The organism is Algibacter marinivivus, from assembly GCF_003143755.1.
GTDB lineage: Bacteria > Bacteroidota > Bacteroidia > Flavobacteriales > Flavobacteriaceae > Algibacter_B > Algibacter_B marinivivus.
Genome location: NZ_QFRI01000001.1, coordinates 1,340,823 through 1,364,193 on the forward strand (window position 1 = coordinate 1,340,823; position 23,371 = coordinate 1,364,193).

Genomic DNA, 23,371 nt, shown 5'->3' on the forward strand with positions numbered 1-23,371 from the left:
TGTATTACATTTTATTTTTTGGCAAACCAATTTTTTGTGTAAGATTTTACATTGTTAAAAACTTGTTGAAAACGTTTCATTAAGTTTCTTAAATCGTGTTAATCATTTTGCAATCTTTGTTGAGAGCAAAAAACAGAATATATTTTTGTTTTTTTTTCTGAAAAATAAAATTTTAATTTTTTTTTCATTTCACCTTTTTTCGAAGGAAATTATAACAGATTTTACGGAAATTACTGAAGAAGTTTAGAAACACACTAATATTCTTATGAATATTTAATCTTTTAAATTAAAAATATCTTATGGAAATTACGCAGATTATAAAAAGAGATTATGAAACAAGCCCCTTTGTTTTAAATAAAATTTCTAATGCCATTGAAAAAGCAATGCTTTCTGTTGGGAATGGTACAAAAGAAGATGCGAATACAATTTCTGTAGATGTTTTAAAAACGTTATTAGAACGAAAAGGAAGAGATCATAAATATTTGCCTACAGTAGAAGAAGTGCAAGACCTTGTGGAAGAAAAATTAATGGTAAGTTCTTTTCCTGGTGTAGCAAAAGCATATATTTTATACAGGGATGAACAAGCTAGAAACAGAAAAACAAATATTTTTGAAAAACGTATTAACTTAAAACCTTACGAATATCCTGCGCTTAACGAATATGTAGATGCTATTAGGCACTCTTATTGGATTCATTCAGAATTTAACTTCACAAGCGATATTCAAGATTTTAAAACAAGACTTACTATAGTAGAGCAAAATGCTATTAAAAATACAATGCTTGCTATTTCGCAAATTGAAGTTGCAGTAAAATCATTTTGGGGCGAGATTTATAATAAAATGCCAAAACCAGAAATAGGAGCGGTTGGAGCAACATTTGCAGAAAGCGAAGTACGTCATCACGATGCTTACTCACATTTATTAGAAATATTAGGCCTTAACAATGAGTTTAAAAACTTAAAGAAAAAGCCTGTAATAATGAGACGTGTTCATTATTTAGAAACCGCTTTAAAGAATGCAAAAAGTGAGGATAATAAAGAGTATGCAGAATCTATTTTATTGTTTTCGCTTTTTATAGAACACGTGTCTTTATTTTCTCAATTTTTAATAATCATGGCTTTTAATAAGCATAAAAATATGCTTAAAGGAGTATCTAATGTTGTTGAGGCGACCTCTAAAGAAGAGCAAATTCATGGGGATTTTGGAATTGATATTATTAGAATTATTAAAGCTGAAAACCCAACATGGTTTGATGAAGAGCACAGTATTATAGTTAGAGAATTGTGTGAAGAAGCTTTTAAATCTGAAAGTAAACTTATCGATTGGATTTTTGAAGCAGGAGAATTAGATTTCTTACCTAAAGATGTTATTAATGAGTTTTTGAAAAACAGATTTAATAATTCTTTAGAAAGTATTGGTATTGAAAAAGTATTTGAAGTTAACGAATCATTAATAGCACAAACCGAATGGTTCGATGACGAAATTATAGGAACAAAACATGGAGATTTCTTCGTGAAACGTTCCATCAACTATAGTAAAAGAACAAAAAGTATAACCAGCGACGACCTATTTTAAACTATGAACAACCACATTAATCCAGACCTCGAACAAAAAGTGAATCAAGAAGCAACAAAAACTTCTAACCACGATGAATTAATTAAAGCCAGAAAAGAAGCTATAAAAGAATTGAAAGCTGAACCAGAAATAAAATGGTTAACAGAGCATAGTCGTCAATTTTTAGCATCTGGTTACCTAACCGAAGGTACAACACCCGAAGAACGTATTAAGGAGATAGCCATTAATGCAGAAAAAATCTTAAAAATAGATGGTTTTGCAGACAAGTTTTATGGCTACATGGCAGAAGGTTATTATTCTTTAGCATCGCCTGTTTGGTCTAACTTTGGTAAAAAACGTGGCTTACCAATTAGTTGTTTTGGTTCGCATATTTCTGATGATATGGGTGATATCCTTTATACACAATCAGAAGTAGGTATGATGTCTAAATTAGGTGGTGGTACTTCTGGTTACTTTGGTAAACTTCGCCATAGAGGCGCACCAGTAAAAAATAATGGAGAATCATCAGGAGCAGTACATATTATGCAACTGTTTGAAAAAATGGTAGATGTTGTAAGTCAAGGTTCTGTGAGAAGAGGGCGTTTTTCTCCGTATTTACCTATTGAGCATAATGATATCAATGAGTTTTTAGAAATAGGAACAGAAGGTAATCCAATTCAAGAGTTAACACATGGTGTTACAGTTGGTAATGAATGGATGCAAGAAATGATTGATGGTGATACTGAAAAAAGAGCTATTTGGGCAAAAGTTTTACAACGTAGAGGAGAAATAGGTTACCCTTATATTTTCTTTAGAGATAATGCAAATAATGCTGCACCAGATTGTTACCAAGATAAGAAACATGAAATTTACGCAAGTAATTTATGTTCAGAAATCATGTTACCTACTAATGAAAAATGGTCTTTTGTATGTGTGTTATCTTCAATAAACCTATTGCATTATGATAAATGGAAAGATACAGATGCAGTTGAAACTATGGTGTATTTTCTAGATGCAGTTTTAGAAGAATTTATTACCAAGTTAGAAGTTTACAGAGATTCAACAGATCGTGATGATAGACAAACATTCTTGTTTATGGAGAAAGCCTATAATTTCTCGAAAGAAAATAGAGCTTTAGGAATGGGCGCTTTAGGTTGGCACTCATTATTACAATCTAAAATGTTAGGTTTTGATAGTCAGGAGGCTTTTAATTTAAATAGTGAAATATTTAAAACGATTCAAGAAAAATCTAATAAAGCGTCAGTAGAATTAGCAAAATTATTTGGAGAGCCAGAAGTGTTAAAAGGATACGGAAGACGTAATACAACTTTAAATGCTGTAGCTCCAACAACATCTTCTGCTTTTATATTAGGACAGGTATCACAAGGTATAGAGCCAATTTGGTCTAATAGTTATGTTAAAGATATTGCAAAAATTAAAACAACGATTAAGAATCCTTTCTTATTAGAGCTTTTGGAAGAAAAAGGAATGAATACACCAGAAATATGGAGAAGTATTCGTGATTACGATGGCTCTGTTCAACATTTAGAAGGTCTTACTGAGCATGAAAAAGATGTATTTAAAACCTATTCTGAAATTGATCAAATGACTATTATTTATCAGGCAGCAAACAGGCAAAACCATATAGACCAGGGGCAATCCTTAAATATTATGGTGCACCCAGATATGCCAGTTAAGGATATTAATAAGATTTATGTTAACGCATGGAAACTAGGTGTTAAATCATTGTATTACCAACACAGTATGAATGCAGCACAGAAATTTAAGCAAAAGAAAGAATGTGCTAGTTGTGAAGGTTAATAGAATAATTTAATGTTTGAATTATAATATTAATATTGGGTTTGTTCCCCCGCAAGGGGGAACCCCAAATTTTTAGAAAAGCACCTCGGAAGAGGTGCTTTTTTATATCATAATGTTTAAAACAAAAAAGCATCCCAATGGGGATGCTTTTTATAATATTAGTAATGGATTAAATTAATCTAATATATTGTTTTCGGCAATTGTATTATCGTTTTCAGACATTAAAGCAAAAAACTTATCAATGTTTGGAAGGATGATAATTCTTGTACGTCTATTTTTTGATCTGTTTTCTCTAGAATCATTCTCAGCAATAGGTTGGTAGCTACTTCTACCAGCTGCAATTAATTTTTCTGGAGCTACATTGTATTTCTCTTGTAGCTTACGAACAACAGATGTAGATCTTAAAACACTTAAGTCCCAGTTATCAGCAATGTGTCCAGTATTTATAGTTCTAGAATCAGTATGTCCTTCAACCATAACATCTAAGCTAGGTTCAGAGTTAATTACATCAGCTAATTTTTGTAAAACTGTATCCGCTTTAGAACTTAATCTATAGCTACCAGAATTAAATAACATATTATCTGCAATAGAAATCATTACAACAGTTTCATTAATATTTACAGCAAAATCATCATCTTCATTCATGTTGCTTTCGCTAATTGTCTTTTCAAGATTATAGGCTACAGCCAAATTCATGGAATCTTTAAGTGTCTTTGCTTGAGCTAATTTATTGGCATCAACATTTTTTAAAGTTTCACGCATATTCTCTTTAGAAGCATTAGACATTACTGCTATATTACCAACAGCATCTAATTTAGTATTGTTTTCTTGTTTTAGAGAGGCTATTTTAGAATTGTAAGCTTCAACTCTTGATTGAATTTTATCAAACTTTGCTTCTAAATCTTCTTTAGCAACTCTTGTTTTTTGTAATTCACTTTTAATCTCACCATTTTCTTGTTGTAAGGCTATATATTTCTTTTTTGAAACACAAGAAACAGTAAAAATTGTAACTAATAATAAAATTGAAATTTTCTTCATAATAATAACTTTAGGTTTGTATTATTTACGATAGAAATGAAAATATAGATGTTGGAAAAAATATTTTTTTCATAAAAAAAGCACCTCTTTCGAGATGCTTTTATGAGATTGATTTTATAAAAATATTACATTATTCTTCAGTATCAGAAATTGTTGCTGGTTCAACAGAACTATCATGAGAGTTATAATACTCTTCTAATAAATTCATGGTTGCCGTTAATAAATCTTTAGTTTCTAATAAAACTCCAAAATATAATGTTGTGTTTTTAGGACTAGATTCTTCTGTTCTTGTTCTAGAAACTTGTTTAACAATTTTAGATGTTACTAAATCGAATAGCTCTTTCTTACGATTAATTATAGAACCTATTTGTTCAAAAGATTGCGAGTCGAAAGCCACTTTAGTATCATTAAAAAGAGATTCAAGAGCATCATCAACTTCCTTCAATTCTTTAATCTGACTAAATTTAAGTTTCTTGTGATTATTATTAATATGCTTATGACTTGTTTTAGAGATGTACTCTAAAGATTGTGTCATATCTTGTAAATACCCTAAAATATTAATGTAGAAACTACTTGCACGTAAGCTAGTTTCGTCTAGATTCTTAATGAAATAGAAGATATTATCACGAAGGTTATCAACCTCTTCGGATAGTTTATCAACCTGCTTTTTATTCTTTTTTAATAAGGTTAAATCTTGTTTAGCTAACCCATTTACAGCATTTGAATAAATTTTATTTCCACGTTTTACAACATTAGAAATATTTCCAGCACTTTCAAGAATAACACCCTGTACAGAACTACTACCAGTTGTTTTTAAACTATCTTCATCAGGAGTTTTAGACGATTTGTTTTTATGAGATTTGTAATTTCTGTATAATAAAATTGCAGTTAAAAGTAATAAAATTGGGATCATTACTTTAGGATTCCAACTGATTAAGAATACCACAGTTCCTGCAGCAATAAATGCGCCAAGAGCAGTACCAAACCATCCACCAATTACGTTTAATACACCAGCAACTCTATATACAGCACTTTCTCTTCCCCAAGCTTTATCAGCTAAAGAGGTACCCATTGCTACCATAAAAGTAACATAAGTAGTAGATAATGGTAATTTCATTGAAGTGGCAATTGCAATTAATACACCAGCCACCATTAAGTTTACAGATGCTCTAATCATATCAAATGCAGGCGCATCTATACTCTGATCTTTAGTTAGAACTATTTCTGGTTTATCAAAGCTTTTAGCAAGCTTTTTCTGAACTGATTTTGGTAAAAGAACACTAAAATAGTTGGATAATTGAGTTGATCCTTTTACAATTGATCTAGATAATAAATTAGGTTCAAATTTTTCGTGTGTCTCACCCTGGCGCGACAAACTTAATTCTGTTTCTGCAACTGTTTTTGCTTTTTTAGAAAACCATAAGGTTAATACCATTATAGTACCAGCTATAAAAAGTAATAAAGGTTCTGCAGGTACTTTTTTGTCTAAAACTTCCATTGACATAGCTACATCCATACCGCCAGAAACCCAAGCTTCATAAGAATGATAAGCTGCCATTGGCACACCTATAAAGTTTACTAAATCGTTTCCTGAAAATGCTAAGGCTAATCCAAATGTACCAATAGCAATTACTACAAGTAGTACAGTTTTTTTAGTCAATTTTTCGAATATGAATGAAAACAATGTCCAGAATACAAAACTTCCAAGAATGGTGTATACCTCATTACCTTCTAATAATCCTTTTAATTCTTTATAGTAAGGTGTGCCTTTAAGTCCTTTTAAAAATATAAAGTAAGTAATTGCTGTAAGTGCAACACCTCCAAAGATGATTCCAAAACTCTTTATTTTTTTCTCGTAATTAAACGTAAAAATAAGTCTAGAGACCCATTGCACAATTGCACCTACTGAGAAAGCAATAACAACAGATAATAAAATACCTGAGATAATTGTAATAGCTTTTTCAGTATTTATATAGTTGACCAAATCTGAAAAAGTTTCAGTTTCAGAATGACTTATTTTAATTAATGACATTACTACAGCTGCTCCTAATAAATTAAATACAATTGAAACAGTTGTTGATGTTGGAAGCCCAAGTGTGTTAAAGAAGTCTAATAGTAAAATGTCAGTAATCATTACTGCCATAAAAATTAGCATAATCTCTCCAAACTCAAATTGTGCTGGAATAAATATACCTTTTCTAGCTACTTCCATCATTCCGCTAGAAAAAACGGCTCCAATAAAAATACCTAAACTAGCAACAATCATTATTGTTCTTAAAGACAATACTTTAGAACCAATTGCAGAATTCAGAAAATTAATAGCATCATTACTTACGCCAACAATAATATCAAACACAGCTAGTGCAGTTATGGCAATTAGCATTAATAAATAAATATTATCCATAATTTTTTAATTAAAATAAGTTTGCAAATATTACAATACTATGTGAGTATAAAGTTACCTAAATGTTATGTTTTAGAAATGAAAATCAAATCCTAATCTAAATGTAATGTTATCATCGTTTCCATCAAGGGATGTATAGCTTATATCGCTTTGTACTTTTAATTTGTGCCCATGAACAAACTTATTAAAGCCTAAAGTATATTGTTTAACTGGAAGTGCATTTGTAATTGCTTCATAATCTAAAGTTGTAAACCTACCCGCAATCTCATAATTGCTTTTAAATAAATATCCAGCTTGTAAGTTTAATGCATTACCTGTTAACACAACATCTCCAGTTGGTGTTACACCATCAAGTTCTGTAGCAATTTCATTATCTGCTGTTCTTTTAGCATACTCTCCCATAAAAGAGAATCCATTGTGCTTATACATAGCATCTACAAATATAGTGGTTTGGTCTGTCTCGTATATAGAACCATCTGTTCTAATCATATAATCGCCAGCAAAACCTCTTTCTCTAACGGCATTTTCATTAAAGTTATAAGTGAATGTTAAAGATAGTTTTGGCTTTTCTTCTCTTTTTAAATCTGAAGCACTGTAATCGCCTTTAGACTTAAAAGCACCAAATGGTAACAATTCTAAACGTCCAGTATATTGTAATCCACCTTCGTTTCCTTCTGTAACATTTCTTCCTTCACCTTGAGAAAGTGCTACTTTTTCGCGTATTAAAAAGTTGTTACCTAAATAAAACTTATGACGTAATTGAACACCAATATCACGGTCTAAAGTAAAACGACTGTTAAGTAAAGAACGGTCTATAAGTTGAAGATTACCAGAAGATATTACACGCTCAACGTTACCAGGTAATTTAGTTTGGCCAGCCCAAAGCTCCCAGTTTTTGGCAAAGTGCCACATTAAAACGGCATCAAGAATGTAACGCGGTGTATTTCGATTAAATTGATTACCACCAGATAAATCTCGGTTAGAAAGTCCTAACTCAATTTTGTATTTTAATTTCGGGCTATAAGCAAAACCGTCAAATTTTAAACGTGCACGTCTTATAAGTATGTTATGTTCCGGAGCGCCATATTGATCTCCATCATGATTCCATGATCCCATATATCGCATTTGAAAACGAGGTGCAAATTTTATACTGAATGAGCTGTCTTTAGCTGTAAAATTGATTAGACCTTTCCCGAATGAAGTGTCACTTATTTCCTGTGATGTAACTGTAAAAATAGCGCTAAGACATAGCACTAAGAAAAATTTTAATTTCATTAGTAATTTATTAGTTTTTGTCGCTGCAAATAACCAAATATTTTGTGGGTCTAATGTTTCCTTATTGTTAAATTATTTAACAAAAAAAGACTGCCTTGGCCAAAGGCAGTCTCATTAGAAATCATGATAATGTAGTCGACAAAAACTAATAGTTATATGAAATACTAATTGATTTTGTCTTAAGACATTACAAATATCGCTGTTTAAGATAATCTTAACGTAACCTCAATATTAATTAATTATTAATATTCCAATGTTAAATCTTTAAAATTAAATATCTGACAAACAAATAGTTACGTCTTTAATGTTATCTTAATGTTAAGTAAAAGTTGTGTAAATGTTATCGATTATATATCTTTGAGAGATAATGTTAAAACCCCCATAATTATGAAGAAGTTATTATTTGTTTTTGCCTTTTTAATTACTGTGGTTTCTTTTGCTCAAGAGCAGAAGAGAGATTTAAAACTTAATAAAGACACGAATTTAATTGATGTAGTTTATTATCACGACAATGGTGTTGTAAGCCAAACAGGATCTTACACAGCAGATGGTAAACTTCAAGGTGTTTGGTTAAGATATGACACAGAAGGCAAAAAAACAGTTTCTGCAAATTATGATAATGGAAAAAAAGTCGGCAAATGGATCTATTGGATTGACGGAATTAAAAAAGAAGTCAATTACGAAAATAACGTAGCATCTCTATAACTTTTATAGAAAAATGAAACACAAAAAAAGCATCCTATTTAGGATGCTTTTTTATTTTGTATTATTTAATGCTACTACTTAGTCCAACCTGCTCCCCAAGTGGCATAATCTGTAGCTGTACCTGTACCTTCGCCAGTATAAAAATCTGCATCAGTAAAAGTTACTGTTGTATCGTTTTTCATGTTAGTTGTTACATCAACAAAGGTAACACCTGTTACTTGTAAGTCATCACTAACTACTCCGTTTCCTGTATCTAAATCGTCAAGATCAAATCCTTCAATGTACCCTGTAATATGAACATTTGAAAAGATACCTTGTGTTCCTGCTCTTAGTCTTACAGCTTCTGAGTGTCCTGCAGCAGTTCCTTCGCCTACAATAGTTAAATTATTAACTATAGGTTTAGAGAATATACCTGTTGCATTACTGAAATCTGTATTGTATCCATCAGCTTCAATAGCTTTATCGTCAGTTATTCTGTTTGAAATATATACATTAGTTAATGTTCCTGAATATCCTTCAGTCCAATCTACTGAATCATCTTCTGCATTAATCACAGAAACAAAACTTGCATTTACAGTTCCTCCAAAAAATTCAATACCATCATCTTTTCCAGCGTAAGCTTGAATATAATTTACATCTGTTCCGTTTCCTACACCGTAAAAAGAAAATCCATTGTTTTCAGATTGTCCATCTGCTGCACCACCAGAATATTCAACGCGAACATAATTTAAAGATCCAGAGTTGTCATCTGCAACATTTCCACCGTAAGGTAAACTTGCTATTTCTGAAGTTGCTGTTGCAGTTCCTGTTACAGAGTTTATAGGTGCATTACCTAATATAATTAAACCTCCCCAATCTCCAGATGCAGGACTAGAAGCATCAGAAGTGAAAACAATTGGATTATCAGCGGTACCATTAGCAATAATTTGAGCGCCTTGAGAAATAGCAACATAAACATCTGCTCCAGAAGCTAAAGCTTCAATAGTCATACCTGCTGGAATAGTTAATGTTGTTCCGCTTGTCATGATTAACGACCCATTTAATTTGTAGGTATTATTAGCGTCTAGAGTTAAATCTTCTGTGTAAGTTCCAGATAAGAAAATAGTTGCAGAATTTGTTGTTCCTCCTCCTGTAGTGTTGTTCACAACGCTGTTATCGTTTATTACAATATCAGCAGTGTCGTCAGTTGAGCATGAGAATACCATTGAAACTAATGCTAAGCCTAAGATTATTTGTTTTTTCATTGTTATCGTTTTTAATTTAATTTTTGATTAATTTTTTTTAAAATTTATATTTAAGTTGAAGCCCTATGTTTAGCCCTCTTTTGTAATCTGTTACGCCTTTTCCGTTTGCAGAAACAACCAAAACATCTCCTAAGTTTTGATCTTCTCTTACGTATTGAATGGTTGGATTTAATATGTTTTTAGCACTGAAGTTGATTTCGAAATTTTCTTTAATAGTATTTTTCCAAATAAAATCTAGAGTAGGAACACTTTTTTCAACAATGTTTCCTAAATCTCCTGAACCTAATGCATCAATACGATCTGAAAAATATGAGAATACTAAATTGGCAACAGGCTTATAGTTTTTAAAGTTTGTTGGTGAATAACTAACATCTGCGTTTAATAAGAATGGAGAAGCACCTTGTAATTCGTCTTCATTTCTATTGAATGCTAAATCGAAAGTCCCATCTATAGTTTCATATAAATCTTGCTTCGTATTCATATACGTAGCGTTTATTCCAAAAGAAAGATTGGTGTTTTCATCTTCATCAATTAAAAGATTTTTTCTTAGTTCTACTTCAAAACCATAAATAGTTGCTTGGTCTCCAGTTCTTACATAACGCTGTGTTCCTGTTGCATCACCAACTACTACTAAATTAATTGGATTGTCAATTTGTTTTGTAAAAGCCCCTAAAGAGAAGATTTCACTTTTTCCAAAAAACCACTCGTATTTTAAATCGATGTTTAAGATGTCTGAATATCCAAGGACATCTGGATTACCACCTATTCTTGTTGATACATCTTCATAAACAAACGGAGCAATTTCCTTAAACTCAGGAGTAGAAACCGTTCTACTTGCTGATAAACGAAGGTTCTGCTCATCGTTTAATGCATATTTGATGTTTAAACTAGGTAGGATGAACGTTTCTTTTGATGTTTTTGAATCGACTCCATCATTCCCTAAGTTAATTACATCATATGAAATATTTTGTTCAAAGCTTTCAAGTCTTACACCAGGGACAAACAACCATTTTTCTCCAGCAGTAATTTCTGCATCAGCATAACCAGAATAAATATTTAATTTTCCACTATACGTGTTTTCAAAAAGGCCTGGTCTGTTTGTGTTTGATAAACCTGGATAAGGATTGATAACTTTTAATTCATAAATTCCGTTAGAAGATTCATTAAGATTTAAATTTTCTAGGTTGAAAACTGAATCAAAATTATTTACATCAGTAATTTGATACCCACCTTCAACAATATCATAACCATACCTTATGTTATTAAACTGTCTTGTTTTATGGCGCCCATTATATCCAAAATTCAATTTTAAATTATCATTGGCTTTGTAAGCTAAATTAATGCTACCATTATATTCATCGTCTTCAATTTTTTGAAAATAACGTTGGTTGTCAAATACTACATTACTGTAAAATGTTGGGTTAGTATTTGGGTCGTTATCTAGTGCAAATTGATAATTTTCAACACTAAAACGCTTTCTGTCAGGTTGATCTGAGAATACTTTATTGTATCCAAATCCCCAATCTAATTCTAGTTTACCAGATTTGTGATTTCCTAATAACTGATTTACAAACATTCTAGTTTGATCGAACTGTATGTTTTGTTGATAAAAACCTTGGTCTGTATCTAAAATAGCATCTCTGTTTCTACCATTTCCATCAATACCAAAATAACCAACTTCATCTGAAGAACTATTGATAAAAACCGAATTAAAACTCAAGCGATTATCATCATTAATTTTGTATTTTAAGTTAGCCATTGCTGTTGATGTAGTGCCGTATTCAAACTCTTCTGATTCTTCAAAAGCTTTCTTTTCTACAGTTGTAAAATCAACATTTTTTCCGCTTCTGTATTCATAGTTATTCTCAAAACTACCGGTAAAAAACATGCTTAATTTAGAACCATTTTCAAATTTGAATGAATTTCCAATAGAGGCTCCATAAGCCACATTTACTGGAGTATCAACATTAACAGGATCTACACCATGCGATAAAATTATTGCAAAAGGATTGTGATCATATCTTCCATAGTATCCAAAATAACCTGACCCTTCGCTACGTACAAAATTTTTACCAATAGCGTTGGTGTTAAAACCAGTTCCTGAAAATACATCAACAAAGAAACCACCGTTGTGTTCTTTTGAAGTAATATCTACATTACCCGCAGCAAAATCACCATAAAATTGTGCAGCATAAGCTTTACTTATAGATACATTTTGAATCACATCAGAAGAGAATAGGTTTAAATCAATATTCTTTTTGTTTATATCATTTGATGGTAATGATAAACCGTTCATGGTTGTATTTAAATATCTATCACCTAAACCACGCACGTAAACATTGCTTGACCCTTCTTGTTTTGAGACCCCCGAGATTTTTGCAACCGCCCCAGCAGCATCACTTACACCTTTTCTTGAAAGTTCTTGTGCACCAATACTTTGTTTAATCTCAACAGCTTTTCTTTGCTGAGTCAATAAAGCTTGTTCACTTTCTCTTGTAGTAGTGGTTGTAATAATTACTTCATCTAAAGATGCAGCACTAGCACTCATCGATACATTTACTTCAGTATTATTTCCAGCCGTAATTTCTACTGGAATTTCTTGTGTTTCGTATCCAACAAAACTGAATACTAAAGTATAAGACCCTATTTCTAAATCATTAAAAGTATAAAGTCCGTCAAAATCAGAAGTGGTTCCTTTAGTTGTTCCTTTTATTAAAACATTAGCAAACGCTAAAGGCTCATTATTATATTCTTTATCAGTTAGCTTTCCGCTTACAGAACCTGTGTCCTGAGCATAAGTAAACGCAGTGATTAAGAGTGTAAATAACAGTATAAATTTTTTCATTAGTTCATTTAATTTCTTGCCGCAAAGAAACTACCGTATTGTAAATACTGTGTTACCTTAGGATTAAAGAACCGTAATAAAAGCGTTAGCTTAATGTTACCAATTTGGTACTGTTTTCCCTATAAGGTTACATTTAGTTAACATTGAAAAATTATTTGCTATAAATCAGAATAGTTAAATGATTGAAGGAGAATAGAAAAACAGTATATAATGAAAAAAAGAAGCTTTCCTTTTTGAAGGAAAGCTTCTTTTTTAAAATGTATTTATTGTTAACTAGACAATAAATATGACTAACTAAACTAACTAATTATTTACAGTAGAAGATGAGCTATTATCTGCGCTTGCCATTGTTGCAACTAAATCTTCTAAAGATATGGTACTTGCTTCTAAAACAATTTTAGCTGTAACTATTTTGTTTGAAGCAACTGTAATTTTTGTTTCCTTAGTATTATAGCCTGTAAAGCTACTTACTAAAGTATATTCACCATCGTTTAGGTTTTTAAACTTAAAAACACCTTTTTCATCAGATAAAACTGTAGCACCGGTTTCTTTAATTGAAACTTTAGCAAACATTAAAGGCTGGTTATTAGATTCAAAATCTAATAAGTTACCGTTTATAGAACCGGTACTCTGTGCATACGATAGTGCAGAGATAAAAAATAAGGCTATATATAAAATTTGTTTCATTGTATTATTCAAAATTACACTGCAAAAATACACTCAGACACCACAATTATGTGTTACCAAATTATTAAACAACCATGATTAAAATGTTACCTTAATGTTAACTGATTTCTCAAGATATTTTTTACCGAATTTATTATCTTGCCGTAACTTAAAAAATGACTATGAACTGGGAACAACTTCTCTCCTTAAAACGCTATGGCGACACCAATAAACGCATCCGTAAAGAACAAGATGAAACCCGTTTAGGTTTTGAGGTAGATTACGATCGTGTTATCTTTTCATCAGAGTTTAGAAGTCTTCAAGATAAAACGCAAGTTATTCCACTTTCTGAAACTGATTTTGTGCACACACGTTTAACACACAGTTTAGAAGTAAGTGTTGTTGGGCGTTCGTTGGGTAGACGCGTAGGTCAAAAACTATTAGAAAAACACCCACATTTACAAAGTACGCTTGGGTATCAAGCTAACGATTTTGGAGCCATAGTTGCAGCAGCAGCCTTAGCGCACGATATTGGAAACCCTCCTTTCGGACATTCAGGAGAAAAAGCCATAGGCGAATTTTTTAAAACAGGAGAAGGTAAGCAGTTTAAAAGTCAACTAACCGATAAAGAATATCAAGATTTATGCGATTTTGAAGGGAATGCTAATGGGTTTAAAATTCTAACTGAAAGCAGAGCAGGACGCGAAGGCGGATTACGATTAAGCTACGCCACTCTTGGTGCATTTATGAAATACCCAAAAGAGTCGCTACCTAAAAAGCCAACAAACCACATAGCAGATAAAAAATATGGATTTTTCCAATCCGAAAAAGAAGCCTTTCAAGACGTAGCAAACGAGTTGGGATTACTAAAACGTAGCGATAAACACATTAGTTATACACGTCATCCACTCGCATATTTAGTAGAAGCCGCAGACGATATTTGTTACACCATTATAGATTTTGAAGACGGTATAAACCTAGGCCTCATTCAAGAAGAATTTGCGCTAGAATACCTCTCCAAAATTATTAGAGAAACCATCAAACCAGAAAACTATTATGCGCTTTCCACTAAAGAAGACCGCGTAGGCTATTTGCGCGCTCTAGCCATTGGCTCGTTAATTAATGATGCTGTTAATATTTTTATGAAACACGAAGATGCTATTTTAAACGGCAATTTCGATTGCGCCTTACTAGATAAAAGCAAATACGAAGCCCAAATAAACGACATTATAAAAATTAGTATCGAAAACATTTACCAATCTACAGAGGTTATCGATAAAGAAATTGCAGGTTATGGCGTTATAAACATGCTACTAAACACATACACAAACGCTGTAAATAATAGTTTTAACAACACTGCATCAAATTACGATAAACTCATTTTAAAAGGTTTACCAAAAACTATCAAAACAAACAATTCTAGCCTATACAACCGCTTATCAAGCGTGTGTTATTACGTGTCTTTACTCTCCGATAGCAAGGCGATATTAGATTATAAAAAGATAAAAGGTATTAGTTTTTAAAAAGATTATTTGGGCGTTACCCCGAAAAGGGTCGGGCTTTACACTATATCTTTTTAAAGTGTCATTGCGAGGAGTGAGCGACGTGGCAATCTTTTAAATTATAGTTCTGTATAAACTTTAAGTTTTCTAAGCTTTAAAAAGGATGCCGTTGCAATCCCTAACGCAACTTTCCGCTAAAGAAGTTTTATCCTAAAAATATACTTTTATTTGCTATTGGGTGAACACCAAATTTTAGAATTTCGTTTAACGTGAACGTGTATGGTTTTGTTGCATCCGTACTAAGAAAACAAATAGTTGCGAACCCATTGTTCAGAAGCGATAGAATTTCCGATAAGAATTTCCGAGTAATGAACTATACACTTTGTTTATTTTTAGAACATATCTTGGAATTCTTCACGACTTTTTTCATACTTCAGGAATTCCTCATGTGATAATTCAATTAGAACAGAACCATATTCTACATATTTTTCTAAGTGATTAGATTTTAAGTAATAAATTATTTGTTCATGAACTTGCGGATGATCAAGGTCTTTTAGTAAAAGCTTTGAATATCTTTTTCTAGATTTAGGATATTGTATCCAGAATCTTTTGTAATCACCATGTACTTCATTGGCAATTTTCCAACTGAGTGAGTTTACTATATTTTTCGGAACATTTCCATTCGCTATGTTTATATAAAACTCAACAATTTTAGCGTGAAACTTTTGTCTTGATTCAACTCCATGTATTCCAAAAAGTAATCTTAGGCTCATAAATTAACTACAATGTTTTTACGGATATGCGTCGTTTTAATGACTTAAATCCGACGTTAAACGAAGTTAGTTGATTTTTCTTAGAAAGTCAAGAAGAGGTCTTTACAAAAAACGCCTAAAGATGATATTCAAACTATCAGCGTCCAAACCAACATATTCTTGAAGTTCATCAACACTACCATGTTCAATAAAAGTATCAGGAACCCCCAGTGTTTTAATAGTGTTTTTATAATTATTTTCAGAAGCAAACTCTAAAACAGCACTTCCAAAACCACCATTAATAGCGTTATCTTCAGCTGTAATAACCGTATCGTGAGTTTTAAAAATGGTATGCAGTAAGTTTTCATCCAAAGGCTTTACAAAACGCATATCGTAATGAGAAACGTTTAAATTTTTAATGGCTTCAGTAACATTTCTATCTATGGTGCCCATACTTAAAATAGCAAGTTTATGTCCAGTTTTAAGCGCAACACCTTTTCCAATCTCTATTTTAGAAAAGGGTTGTTTCCAATTTATAGTAACACCACGTCCTCTAGGGTAACGTATAGCTATAGGTTGCTCTAAACCTAATTGAGCAGTGTACATAATGTTGCGTAGCTCCATCTCGTTTCTAGGTGCAAATATGATAAGGTTTGGGATGCATCGTAAATAACTTAAATCGAAAACACCGTGGTGTGTGGCACCATCTTCTCCAACTAAACCAGCACGGTCTAAACAAAAAATAACAGGTAGTTTTTGTATGGCCACATCATGTATAATTTGGTCGTAAGCACGTTGTAAAAAGGTGGAATAGATATTACAAAACGGAATTAAACCTTGTGTTGCCATACCTGCTGCCATGGTTACAGCATGTTGTTCTGCAATCCCCACATCAAAAGCGCGGTCTGGAATTTCAGTCATCATGTATTTAAGAGAACTTCCCGTTGGCATTGCAGGAGTTATACCCACAATGTTTTTATTTTGTTTTGCGAGTTCTACAATGGTATGTCCAAAAACATCTTGATATTTTGGCGGCTGCCTAGAGGCAGTTTTGACAATTAAATCACCTGTTTTAGCATCAAATTTCCCCGGAGCATGATATTTTACTTGATTATCTTCAGCTTGTTTTAAGCCTTTACCTTTGGTAGTAATAACATGTAAAAGCTTTGGTCCTTTTACAGTTTTTAAACGTTCTAATTCTGAAATAACCGTATGTATATCATGACCATCAATAGGCCCTGAATAGTCAAAATTTAAGGCTTCAAAAATGTTATCTTGTTTTTGAGTACCCTTTTTTACGTTGGTTAAATATTGCTTTAATGCGCCAACACTTGGGTCGATACCAATAGCATTATCATTTAAAATAACTAATATATTAGCATCGGTAACTCCGGCATGATTAAGTCCTTCAAAAGCCATTCCGCTAGCAATAGAAGCATCACCAATTACAGCAATATGCTGTTTGTTTTCACCTTTTAGTTGCGAAGCAATCGCCATTCCTAAAGCTGCCGAAATAGAAGTAGAAGAGTGCCCAACACCAAAGGTGTCATACTCGCTTTCTTCTCGTTTTGGGAAACCGCTAATACCATTTAATTGTCTGTTCGTATGGAAATTATCTTTTCTCCCTGTTAGTATTTTATGCCCGTAAGCTTGATGGCCAACATCCCAAATAAGTTGATCTGTTGGAGTGTTAAATACGTAGTGTAAAGCAATGGTGAGTTCTACAACTCCTAAACTGGCTCCTAAATGGCCTTCTTTAGTGGCTACAATGTTTATGATAAATTCTCGTAACTCTTGTGCAAGTAGCGGAAGGTCTTTTTGGTTTAAAAGACGCAGCTCTTTGGGTGAATTTATATTGCTTAATAGACTTTTTTGCACAACACAAAAGTACAAGAATTTATTAGGTAGTTTTTTTGTTTTTTTCTATTAATGTTAAAATGTGCATTTTGAAATAAAATTATGTTGTTTGTAGATATTAAATAAATAAACACATAAAAAAATAACGTAAAATCTTACAGGTTAAAAAAATGAAAATTATTGAATCATCAACAATTAACATGTTCTGTTGTTTTTTTTGCTATAATATCTTTATATTTGGGCGACTAATTCAAAAAAATAATATGAAAAGAGATTACACAAAAATTGTAATGTTCTTGTTTGTGCTTGCATTTACTTTTTCTGTTAAAGGACAAAGTGAATTAAGTAAGTCAAAATACGCAGGAATAATTACAAGCTACTTAAGCAGTAGTGAAAATGCATCAAAAGTATCTGGTTCAGACTTAACAGATATTTATGTTAATAGAGAAGTTTTCTCTAAGAAAACTGGAATAGCAAATGTTTATTTAAATCAAAGATATAATGGTATTAAAATCTATAATGCTATTACTGCTGTTGGTATAAAAAATAATAAAGTATTCCATTTTGCTGAAAAATTTCAAAAGAACATTGAAGAAAGAGTAACTTCTAAAACACCTTTATTAAATGAAAGTCAAGCTATTGAAAAGGCTGCTACTTACTTTAAGCTAGGTGCAATAGGTGAAATTCAATACATAGAAAGTGAAAAAGGAAAAGCAGTTTTTTCTAAAGGAGCAATATCTCAAGAAAACATTCCAGTAGAACTAGTATACACCGAAAATGAAGATGGTGATTTAGTATTAGCTTGGGATTTAAGTATTTATACGATAGAGAGTTCTCATTGGTGGAGTGTAAGAGTTGATGCAAGAACAGGTGAAATTGTTAATCATAACGATTGGGTTATTAGCTGTAATTTTGATGGCAATCATTCTAATCATTCTGATAATCATAAAGCAGGAAATTATTCAAAATCTTCAGTTAACTTATTTAAGGCTGAATCTAATTCTCTTTATACACCTGCTGATGGTTCACAATATAATGTGTATGCATTACCTACTGAAAGCCCATTTCATGGACCAAGAAGTATAGTAACTCAACCTGCTGATGCTACAGCATCTCCATTTGGTTGGCATGATACTGATGGTATTGCTGGAGCTGAATATACAATTACTAGAGGTAATAACGTATGGGCTCTTGATGATATTAATGATAATGACGGTACCGATGGTTTTTCCCCAGATGGTGGAGCAAGTCTGAATTTTGATTTTCCATTAAACCTAGATCAAAACCCACGCGGTTATCTAGATGTATCAACTGTTAATTTGTTTTACATTAATAATGTAATGCATGATATTTGGTATCAATATGGGTTTGATGAAGCAAGTGGAAATTTTCAAGAAAACAATTACGGAAAAGGTGGCGCTGCTTCTGATGCTGTAGCTGCTCAATCTCAAGATGGAGGCGGGCAGAATAATGCAAATTTTGCAACACCAGCAGATGGAAGTGCCCCAAGAATGCAAATGTATTTGTGGTTTGCTGCTGGTACTCCTGGAGATGCTTTAATTATTAACAATGGTTCTCTTGCCGGAGGATATCAAGGTTTTACGGCAAGTTTCGGTGCTGTGTTATCTAGTCCAGTAACTGCAGATTTAGTTGTTTTAACTGATGATGATGGAGGAGAGTCAACTGATCCTAATGATGCATGTGATTTAGTTACAAATGCTGCAGCATTAAATGGTAAAATAGCAGTAATTAGAAGAGGAACTTGTGAGTTTGGAGTAAAAATGTTGGCAGCTGAAAATGCAGGAGCTATAGCAGCGCTAGTTGTAACTGATGATAGAGAACCGGGGCCAATGGGACCAGGAGCTGTAGGAGACCAAGTTACTATTCCATCAATTATGATAGACAAAGCCACAGGAGATGCTATAATTGCATCTTTAGGGAATGGAGATACTATAAATGCTTCGCTTCAAGACGCTGGCCCTTATCAAAGAGATGGAAGTTTTGATAATGGTGTTGTTGCTCATGAATATGGACACGGTATTTCAACTAGATTAACCGGAGGAGCTGATAACTCGGGATGTTTAAACAGTAACTTCCAAATGGGTGAAGGCTGGTCAGATTGGTTTGGATTAATGATAACTATGAAACCAGGAGATGTAGGAACAACAGGACGTGGTATAGGTACATTTGATTTGAACCAACCAAATGATGGTTTAGGAATTAGGCTTAGAAGATATTCTACTGATTTTGCAGTAAATGAATACACTTTTGACGCTACTAATGACAATACCGTTGAAGGTCAAGATGTAGATGGAAATGATATTATAAGAAATAGACGTGTGCATTACATAGGAACGGTTTGGTGTACAATGCTTTGGGATTTAACTTGGGCTTACGTTGATAAATATGGCTTTGATCCTGATTTATATAATGGAACAGGAGGAAATAATAGAGCGATGAGCGTTGTTATTGAAGGACTAAAATTGCAAGGATGTAATCCTGAATTTTTAGAAGGTAGAGATGGTATTTTAGCTGCAGATATGGCATTAACAGGAGGTGAAGACCAATGTTTAATCTGGGATGTTTTTGCTAGAAGAGGTTTAGGAGTAAATGCTTCTAATGGTTTACCTTTCAGAAGAGAAGATCAAGTTGAAAATTTTGATACTCCAGATCCTGCGGATCCATCATTAGCAAATTGTACTACATTAAGTGCTGCTAAATTTAATGCTAGTGATTATAGCATCTTTCCTAATCCAGCATCTAACTTAGTTACAGTTAAGTCTAAAAAAGATTTAGGAGATGTTACTTTAAAACTAGTTGACATTAACGGAAGAGAAGTGCTAACCAAAAGAACATCTCTTATAGGAGAAGTTGAACTAGATGTTAAAGGATTACAGAGTGGATTATACATTTTAAATATTAAAGGCGATTATATTGATACAAATGAAAAGATAGTTATCAAATAATTTCGAATTATATTTTGATTTAAAGAAAGGCGAATATTTTTATTCGCCTTTTTATATTTTTGCTATTATGATAGAACCTTTTGATGACACCTATTTTATGAAGAAAGCCCTACAAGAAGCTGAAATTGCTTTTGAAAAGGGCGAAATACCTGTTGGTGCTGTAATTGCTATTGATAATAGAATAATTGCCCGTGGGCATAATTTAACAGAAACCTTAACCGATGTTACAGCACATGCCGAAATGCAAACCATAACGGCTGCTGCTAATTTTTTGGGAGGTAAATATCTTCAGAAATGTACGTTATATGTAACGCTTGAACCCTGCCAGATGTGTGCAGGTGCTTTGTATTGGAGTCAGATTTCTAAAATTGTTTATGGTGCTAGGGATGAGCAACGAGGTTGTATTAATTTAAAAACAAAATTGCATCCAAAAACGACAATTTCTGGTGGCGTTTTGGCTGATGAAGCTTCTGCTTTGTTGAAACGTTTTTTTGTGGAGAAACGTAATTTGAATTGATTTTGGGGGTTGTCTTTTTGTTATTTTCTTACCCAACCTTGTATTTGACTATTATTTTTTTATTTTGGCTAATGGCTTCCTTGTCCACGTTAGGGATTGAAGTGGATAGCCCAAAGCCTGACAAAGGAAGTGCGAGGACTTGTAACGGAAAGCCCGACCCTTTTCGGGTAACGCCCTAATATTAATATTTTTTGCGCTTTTGATTTTCGCGCATTTGATCCAAGTTTTCTTTGGTGAGCATGTAATCTTTAATGTCTTTATTTTTCCAATGGTAATATGTGAATAACGGGATAACCAAAAAAAATATTCCCAAAACCCCGAAACCAATAAGTTTTTGTGAATAATCAACTTCTAAAGTAAAGCCTAAAATGATGCTTGTTAAGGTTGCAATGGCTAGAAAAAGGATAAGATATTTCATGATTTTTATTACTGTGTAAAATTAATTAATTGCTGCCTGTAGGCGGTTAGTAATTTTGATCTTGAGATGTAACCGTAATATTTTCCGTCTTTTATAACAGGTAAATTCCATGCGCCGCTGGATTTGAATTTATCCATAATGGTGTTCATATTATCACCATCGTAATCTATTATGCCTGCATCGGCGTGCATGAGACTAGAGGCTTGTACCTTTTCGTAAAGGTCTGAATCGAACATCATGTGCCTGATATCATCTAAACGGATAACACCTAAAAATTCATGCTCATCATTAACTACAGGAAAATGGTTTCTTGAGGATTTTGCTACAGCGTTTTTTAGAATATCGCCTAATTTCATTTCGGGTTTTAGTATAATAAAATTGGTTTCGATGACTTTATCGATGTCTAAAACCATAAGTACGTTTTTGTCTTTATCGTGGGTCATTAATTCTCCACGTTGTGCTAGTTTTAGCGTATAAATAGAATGTGAAACGTAGTATTTTGTGATGGCGAATGATATGGCTGAAACTATCATTAGCGGTACAAAAAGTTCGTAACCCCCTGTGATTTCGGCAATAAGGAATATGGCTGTTAGTGGTGCGTGGAGTACACCTGCCATAAGTCCTGTCATTCCTATCAATGTGAAATTAGATTCTGATACATGGAAATCTAATCCCATATTATTTATGATTTTTGCAAAGGCATTTCCAATGGCACTGCCCATAACTAGTGTAGGGATGAAAACACCACCTACGCCACCTGCACCAAAAGTAGTAGTCATGGCTATGGCTTTAAAAATGGCTATTCCCAGTAGTAATGCAATAACAATCCAGATGTTAGATAAGTCTAAATTAAAAGGCGTATTGCCAATGGCTGCTAGGTGATCACCTTTTAATAAATTATTCATTATGCCATAACCTTCACCATAAAGTGGCGGAATAAAATAAAGGATTGTACCGATAGCTAAACCACCAATTAGAAGACGAACTGCTCTACTCTTAAATTGTTTGAAGAAATTTGTTATAGCAAAAAACACTTTTGAAAAGTATACTGATGCAAAAGCAGTTACTAAACCTAATACGGCATAAAAAGCGATATCGTTGACTTCAAATTTATCAGTAAGCTCAAACCTTAGCAAAACATCTGTTCCTAAGAACATATATGAGGTTACAACTGCGGAAACGGATGCTAGTAAAAGTGGCACTAGTGATGTGAAAGCAATATCTAAACTAAATATTTCTATGGCGAATACAATAGCTGCGATAGGGGCTTTAAACATTGATGCCATAGCACCTGCTGCTGCACAACCAATTAGCAACATTCGCGTTTTGGTATTCATATGAAATAAACGTGCTGCATTTGAACCTAATGCTGAACCTACACTTACTGCTGGACCTTGTAACCCTACCGAACCACCAAACCCTGCGGTTAATGGTGCAGTTATTAAAGCTGCATAGATATTATATCTTGGAATAATACCATTGAGTTTTGAAATGGCATATAGGGTTGTTGATATACCATGACCAATATGTTTTTTTAACCATGTCTGTTTAATAATATAGACTAATAGAAGACCAATTATTGGCAGAATGAAGTATAATGTACTTTGATAATCGTGAAAAATATATTGGCTAAAAAAATACGCTATATAGTGTGTAAGGTTTTTTAGAGTAACTGTTCCAAAACCTGCTAAAAAACCAACTAAAATACTGAGTACATAAATAAACTGGCGTTCTGAAACATGTTTGTATTTCCAGATTAAAAACTTGCGCAATAATTTATTAGAGCTTAAAGGCATGTATAAAGCTAA

Annotated in this window: 16 protein-coding genes; 6 read left to right on the top strand and 10 right to left on the bottom strand. The window is 32.8% G+C overall.

Going from position 1 to position 23,371, the window contains the following annotated elements; all coding sequences use genetic code 11:
• Positions 1–299: 299 nt before the first annotated feature.
• Positions 300–1,574: a ribonucleotide-diphosphate reductase subunit beta gene (locus tag DIS18_RS06205; protein WP_109352137.1), complete on the top strand. Its 1,275-nt coding sequence runs from the start codon at positions 300–302 to the stop codon at positions 1,572–1,574.
• A gap of 3 nt (positions 1,575–1,577) precedes the next feature.
• Complete coding sequence (locus DIS18_RS06210; RefSeq protein ID WP_109352138.1) at positions 1,578–3,374, top strand: ribonucleoside-diphosphate reductase subunit alpha; 1,797 nt, start codon at positions 1,578–1,580, stop codon at positions 3,372–3,374.
• 174 nt (positions 3,375–3,548) lie between these two features.
• Here the strand turns inward: DIS18_RS06210 and DIS18_RS06215 are convergent, their stop codons facing one another.
• The 3 genes from DIS18_RS06215 to DIS18_RS06225 all read right to left on the bottom strand — a co-directional run bounded on the left by DIS18_RS06215 (position 3,549) and on the right by DIS18_RS06225 (position 8,091).
• Positions 3,549–4,412, bottom strand: coding sequence for an OmpA/MotB family protein (locus tag DIS18_RS06215; RefSeq protein ID WP_109352139.1), 864 nt, complete (start codon positions 4,410–4,412; stop codon positions 3,549–3,551).
• Positions 4,413–4,542: 130 nt separating this feature from the next.
• Complete coding sequence (locus tag DIS18_RS06220) at positions 4,543–6,816, bottom strand: inorganic phosphate transporter (protein WP_109352140.1); 2,274 nt, start codon at positions 6,814–6,816, stop codon at positions 4,543–4,545.
• 72 nt (positions 6,817–6,888) lie between these two features.
• Complete coding sequence (locus tag DIS18_RS06225; RefSeq protein WP_109352141.1) at positions 6,889–8,091, bottom strand: porin; 1,203 nt, start codon at positions 8,089–8,091, stop codon at positions 6,889–6,891.
• A gap of 387 nt (positions 8,092–8,478) precedes the next feature.
• Here DIS18_RS06225 and DIS18_RS06230 point away from each other — a divergent pair, with 387 nt between their 5' ends.
• Complete coding sequence (locus DIS18_RS06230) at positions 8,479–8,796, top strand: toxin-antitoxin system YwqK family antitoxin (protein WP_109352604.1); 318 nt, start codon at positions 8,479–8,481, stop codon at positions 8,794–8,796.
• A 74-nt stretch (positions 8,797–8,870) separates the two neighbouring features.
• On the opposite strand, the gene DIS18_RS06235 is transcribed toward DIS18_RS06230, so the two are convergent.
• The 3 genes from DIS18_RS06235 to DIS18_RS06245 all read right to left on the bottom strand — a co-directional run bounded on the left by DIS18_RS06235 (position 8,871) and on the right by DIS18_RS06245 (position 13,572).
• Positions 8,871–10,040, bottom strand: a complete 1,170-nt coding sequence (locus DIS18_RS06235; RefSeq protein ID WP_109352142.1) for a multidrug transporter — start codon at positions 10,038–10,040, stop codon at positions 8,871–8,873.
• A gap of 37 nt (positions 10,041–10,077) precedes the next feature.
• Complete coding sequence (locus tag DIS18_RS06240) at positions 10,078–12,885, bottom strand: TonB-dependent receptor (RefSeq protein ID WP_109352143.1); 2,808 nt, start codon at positions 12,883–12,885, stop codon at positions 10,078–10,080.
• A gap of 303 nt (positions 12,886–13,188) precedes the next feature.
• Complete coding sequence (locus DIS18_RS06245) at positions 13,189–13,572, bottom strand: carboxypeptidase-like regulatory domain-containing protein (RefSeq protein ID WP_109352144.1); 384 nt, start codon at positions 13,570–13,572, stop codon at positions 13,189–13,191.
• 161 nt (positions 13,573–13,733) lie between these two features.
• Between DIS18_RS06245 and DIS18_RS06250 the strand changes: the two genes are divergently transcribed.
• Positions 13,734–15,074, top strand: a complete 1,341-nt coding sequence (locus DIS18_RS06250) for a deoxyguanosinetriphosphate triphosphohydrolase (RefSeq protein WP_109352605.1) — start codon at positions 13,734–13,736, stop codon at positions 15,072–15,074.
• A gap of 371 nt (positions 15,075–15,445) precedes the next feature.
• Here the strand turns inward: DIS18_RS06250 and DIS18_RS06255 are convergent, their stop codons facing one another.
• Positions 15,446–15,826, bottom strand: a complete 381-nt coding sequence (locus DIS18_RS06255) for a hypothetical protein (protein ID WP_109352145.1) — start codon at positions 15,824–15,826, stop codon at positions 15,446–15,448.
• A gap of 102 nt (positions 15,827–15,928) precedes the next feature.
• Positions 15,929–17,683 carry a 1-deoxy-D-xylulose-5-phosphate synthase gene (dxs, locus tag DIS18_RS06260; RefSeq protein WP_109352146.1) on the bottom strand — a complete coding sequence of 585 codons (1,755 nt, stop codon included), beginning with the start codon at positions 17,681–17,683 and terminating at the stop codon, positions 15,929–15,931.
• Between the two features lie 242 nt (positions 17,684–17,925).
• Between dxs and DIS18_RS06265 the strand changes: the two genes are divergently transcribed.
• Both DIS18_RS06265 and DIS18_RS06270 read left to right on the top strand, forming a co-directional pair.
• A complete protein-coding gene (locus DIS18_RS06265) occupies positions 17,926–20,628 on the top strand; it encodes a T9SS-dependent M36 family metallopeptidase (RefSeq protein ID WP_109352147.1) in 2,703 nt (900 codons plus the stop codon).
• A 67-nt stretch (positions 20,629–20,695) separates the two neighbouring features.
• A complete protein-coding gene (locus DIS18_RS06270; protein WP_109352148.1) occupies positions 20,696–21,145 on the top strand; it encodes a nucleoside deaminase in 450 nt (149 codons plus the stop codon).
• A gap of 181 nt (positions 21,146–21,326) precedes the next feature.
• Here DIS18_RS06270 and DIS18_RS06275 read toward each other — a convergent pair whose 3' ends face one another.
• Together DIS18_RS06275 and DIS18_RS06280 are read right to left on the bottom strand one after the other, a co-directional pair.
• Positions 21,327–21,563 (bottom strand): hypothetical protein, encoded by a 237-nt coding sequence (locus DIS18_RS06275; protein ID WP_109352149.1) that lies wholly within the window; start codon positions 21,561–21,563, stop codon positions 21,327–21,329.
• Positions 21,564–21,571: 8 nt separating this feature from the next.
• Positions 21,572–23,359: a chloride channel protein gene (locus DIS18_RS06280; protein ID WP_109352150.1), complete on the bottom strand. Its 1,788-nt coding sequence runs from the start codon at positions 23,357–23,359 to the stop codon at positions 21,572–21,574.
• Positions 23,360–23,371 lie beyond the last annotated feature (12 nt).

Coding starts and splice junctions, on each gene's coding strand:
- DIS18_RS06210 (WP_109352138.1), top strand. CDS start 1,578: ATGAACAACCACATTAATCCAGACCTCGAACAAAAAGTGAATCAAGAA.
- DIS18_RS06230 (WP_109352604.1), top strand. CDS start 8,479: ATGAAGAAGTTATTATTTGTTTTTGCCTTTTTAATTACTGTGGTTTCT.
- DIS18_RS06250 (WP_109352605.1), top strand. CDS start 13,734: ATGAACTGGGAACAACTTCTCTCCTTAAAACGCTATGGCGACACCAAT.
- DIS18_RS06280 (WP_109352150.1), bottom strand. CDS start 23,359: ATGCCTTTAAGCTCTAATAAATTATTGCGCAAGTTTTTAATCTGGAAA.
- DIS18_RS06245 (WP_109352144.1), bottom strand. CDS start 13,572: ATGAAACAAATTTTATATATAGCCTTATTTTTTATCTCTGCACTATCG.
- DIS18_RS06225 (WP_109352141.1), bottom strand. CDS start 8,091: ATGAAATTAAAATTTTTCTTAGTGCTATGTCTTAGCGCTATTTTTACA.
- DIS18_RS06270 (WP_109352148.1), top strand. CDS start 20,696: ATGATAGAACCTTTTGATGACACCTATTTTATGAAGAAAGCCCTACAA.
- DIS18_RS06240 (WP_109352143.1), bottom strand. CDS start 12,885: ATGAAAAAATTTATACTGTTATTTACACTCTTAATCACTGCGTTTACT.
- DIS18_RS06235 (WP_109352142.1), bottom strand. CDS start 10,040: ATGAAAAAACAAATAATCTTAGGCTTAGCATTAGTTTCAATGGTATTC.
- DIS18_RS06205 (WP_109352137.1), top strand. CDS start 300: ATGGAAATTACGCAGATTATAAAAAGAGATTATGAAACAAGCCCCTTT.
- DIS18_RS06215 (WP_109352139.1), bottom strand. CDS start 4,412: ATGAAGAAAATTTCAATTTTATTATTAGTTACAATTTTTACTGTTTCT.
- DIS18_RS06265 (WP_109352147.1), top strand. CDS start 17,926: ATGAAAAGAGATTACACAAAAATTGTAATGTTCTTGTTTGTGCTTGCA.
- DIS18_RS06255 (WP_109352145.1), bottom strand. CDS start 15,826: ATGAGCCTAAGATTACTTTTTGGAATACATGGAGTTGAATCAAGACAA.
- DIS18_RS06220 (WP_109352140.1), bottom strand. CDS start 6,816: ATGGATAATATTTATTTATTAATGCTAATTGCCATAACTGCACTAGCT.
- DIS18_RS06275 (WP_109352149.1), bottom strand. CDS start 21,563: ATGAAATATCTTATCCTTTTTCTAGCCATTGCAACCTTAACAAGCATC.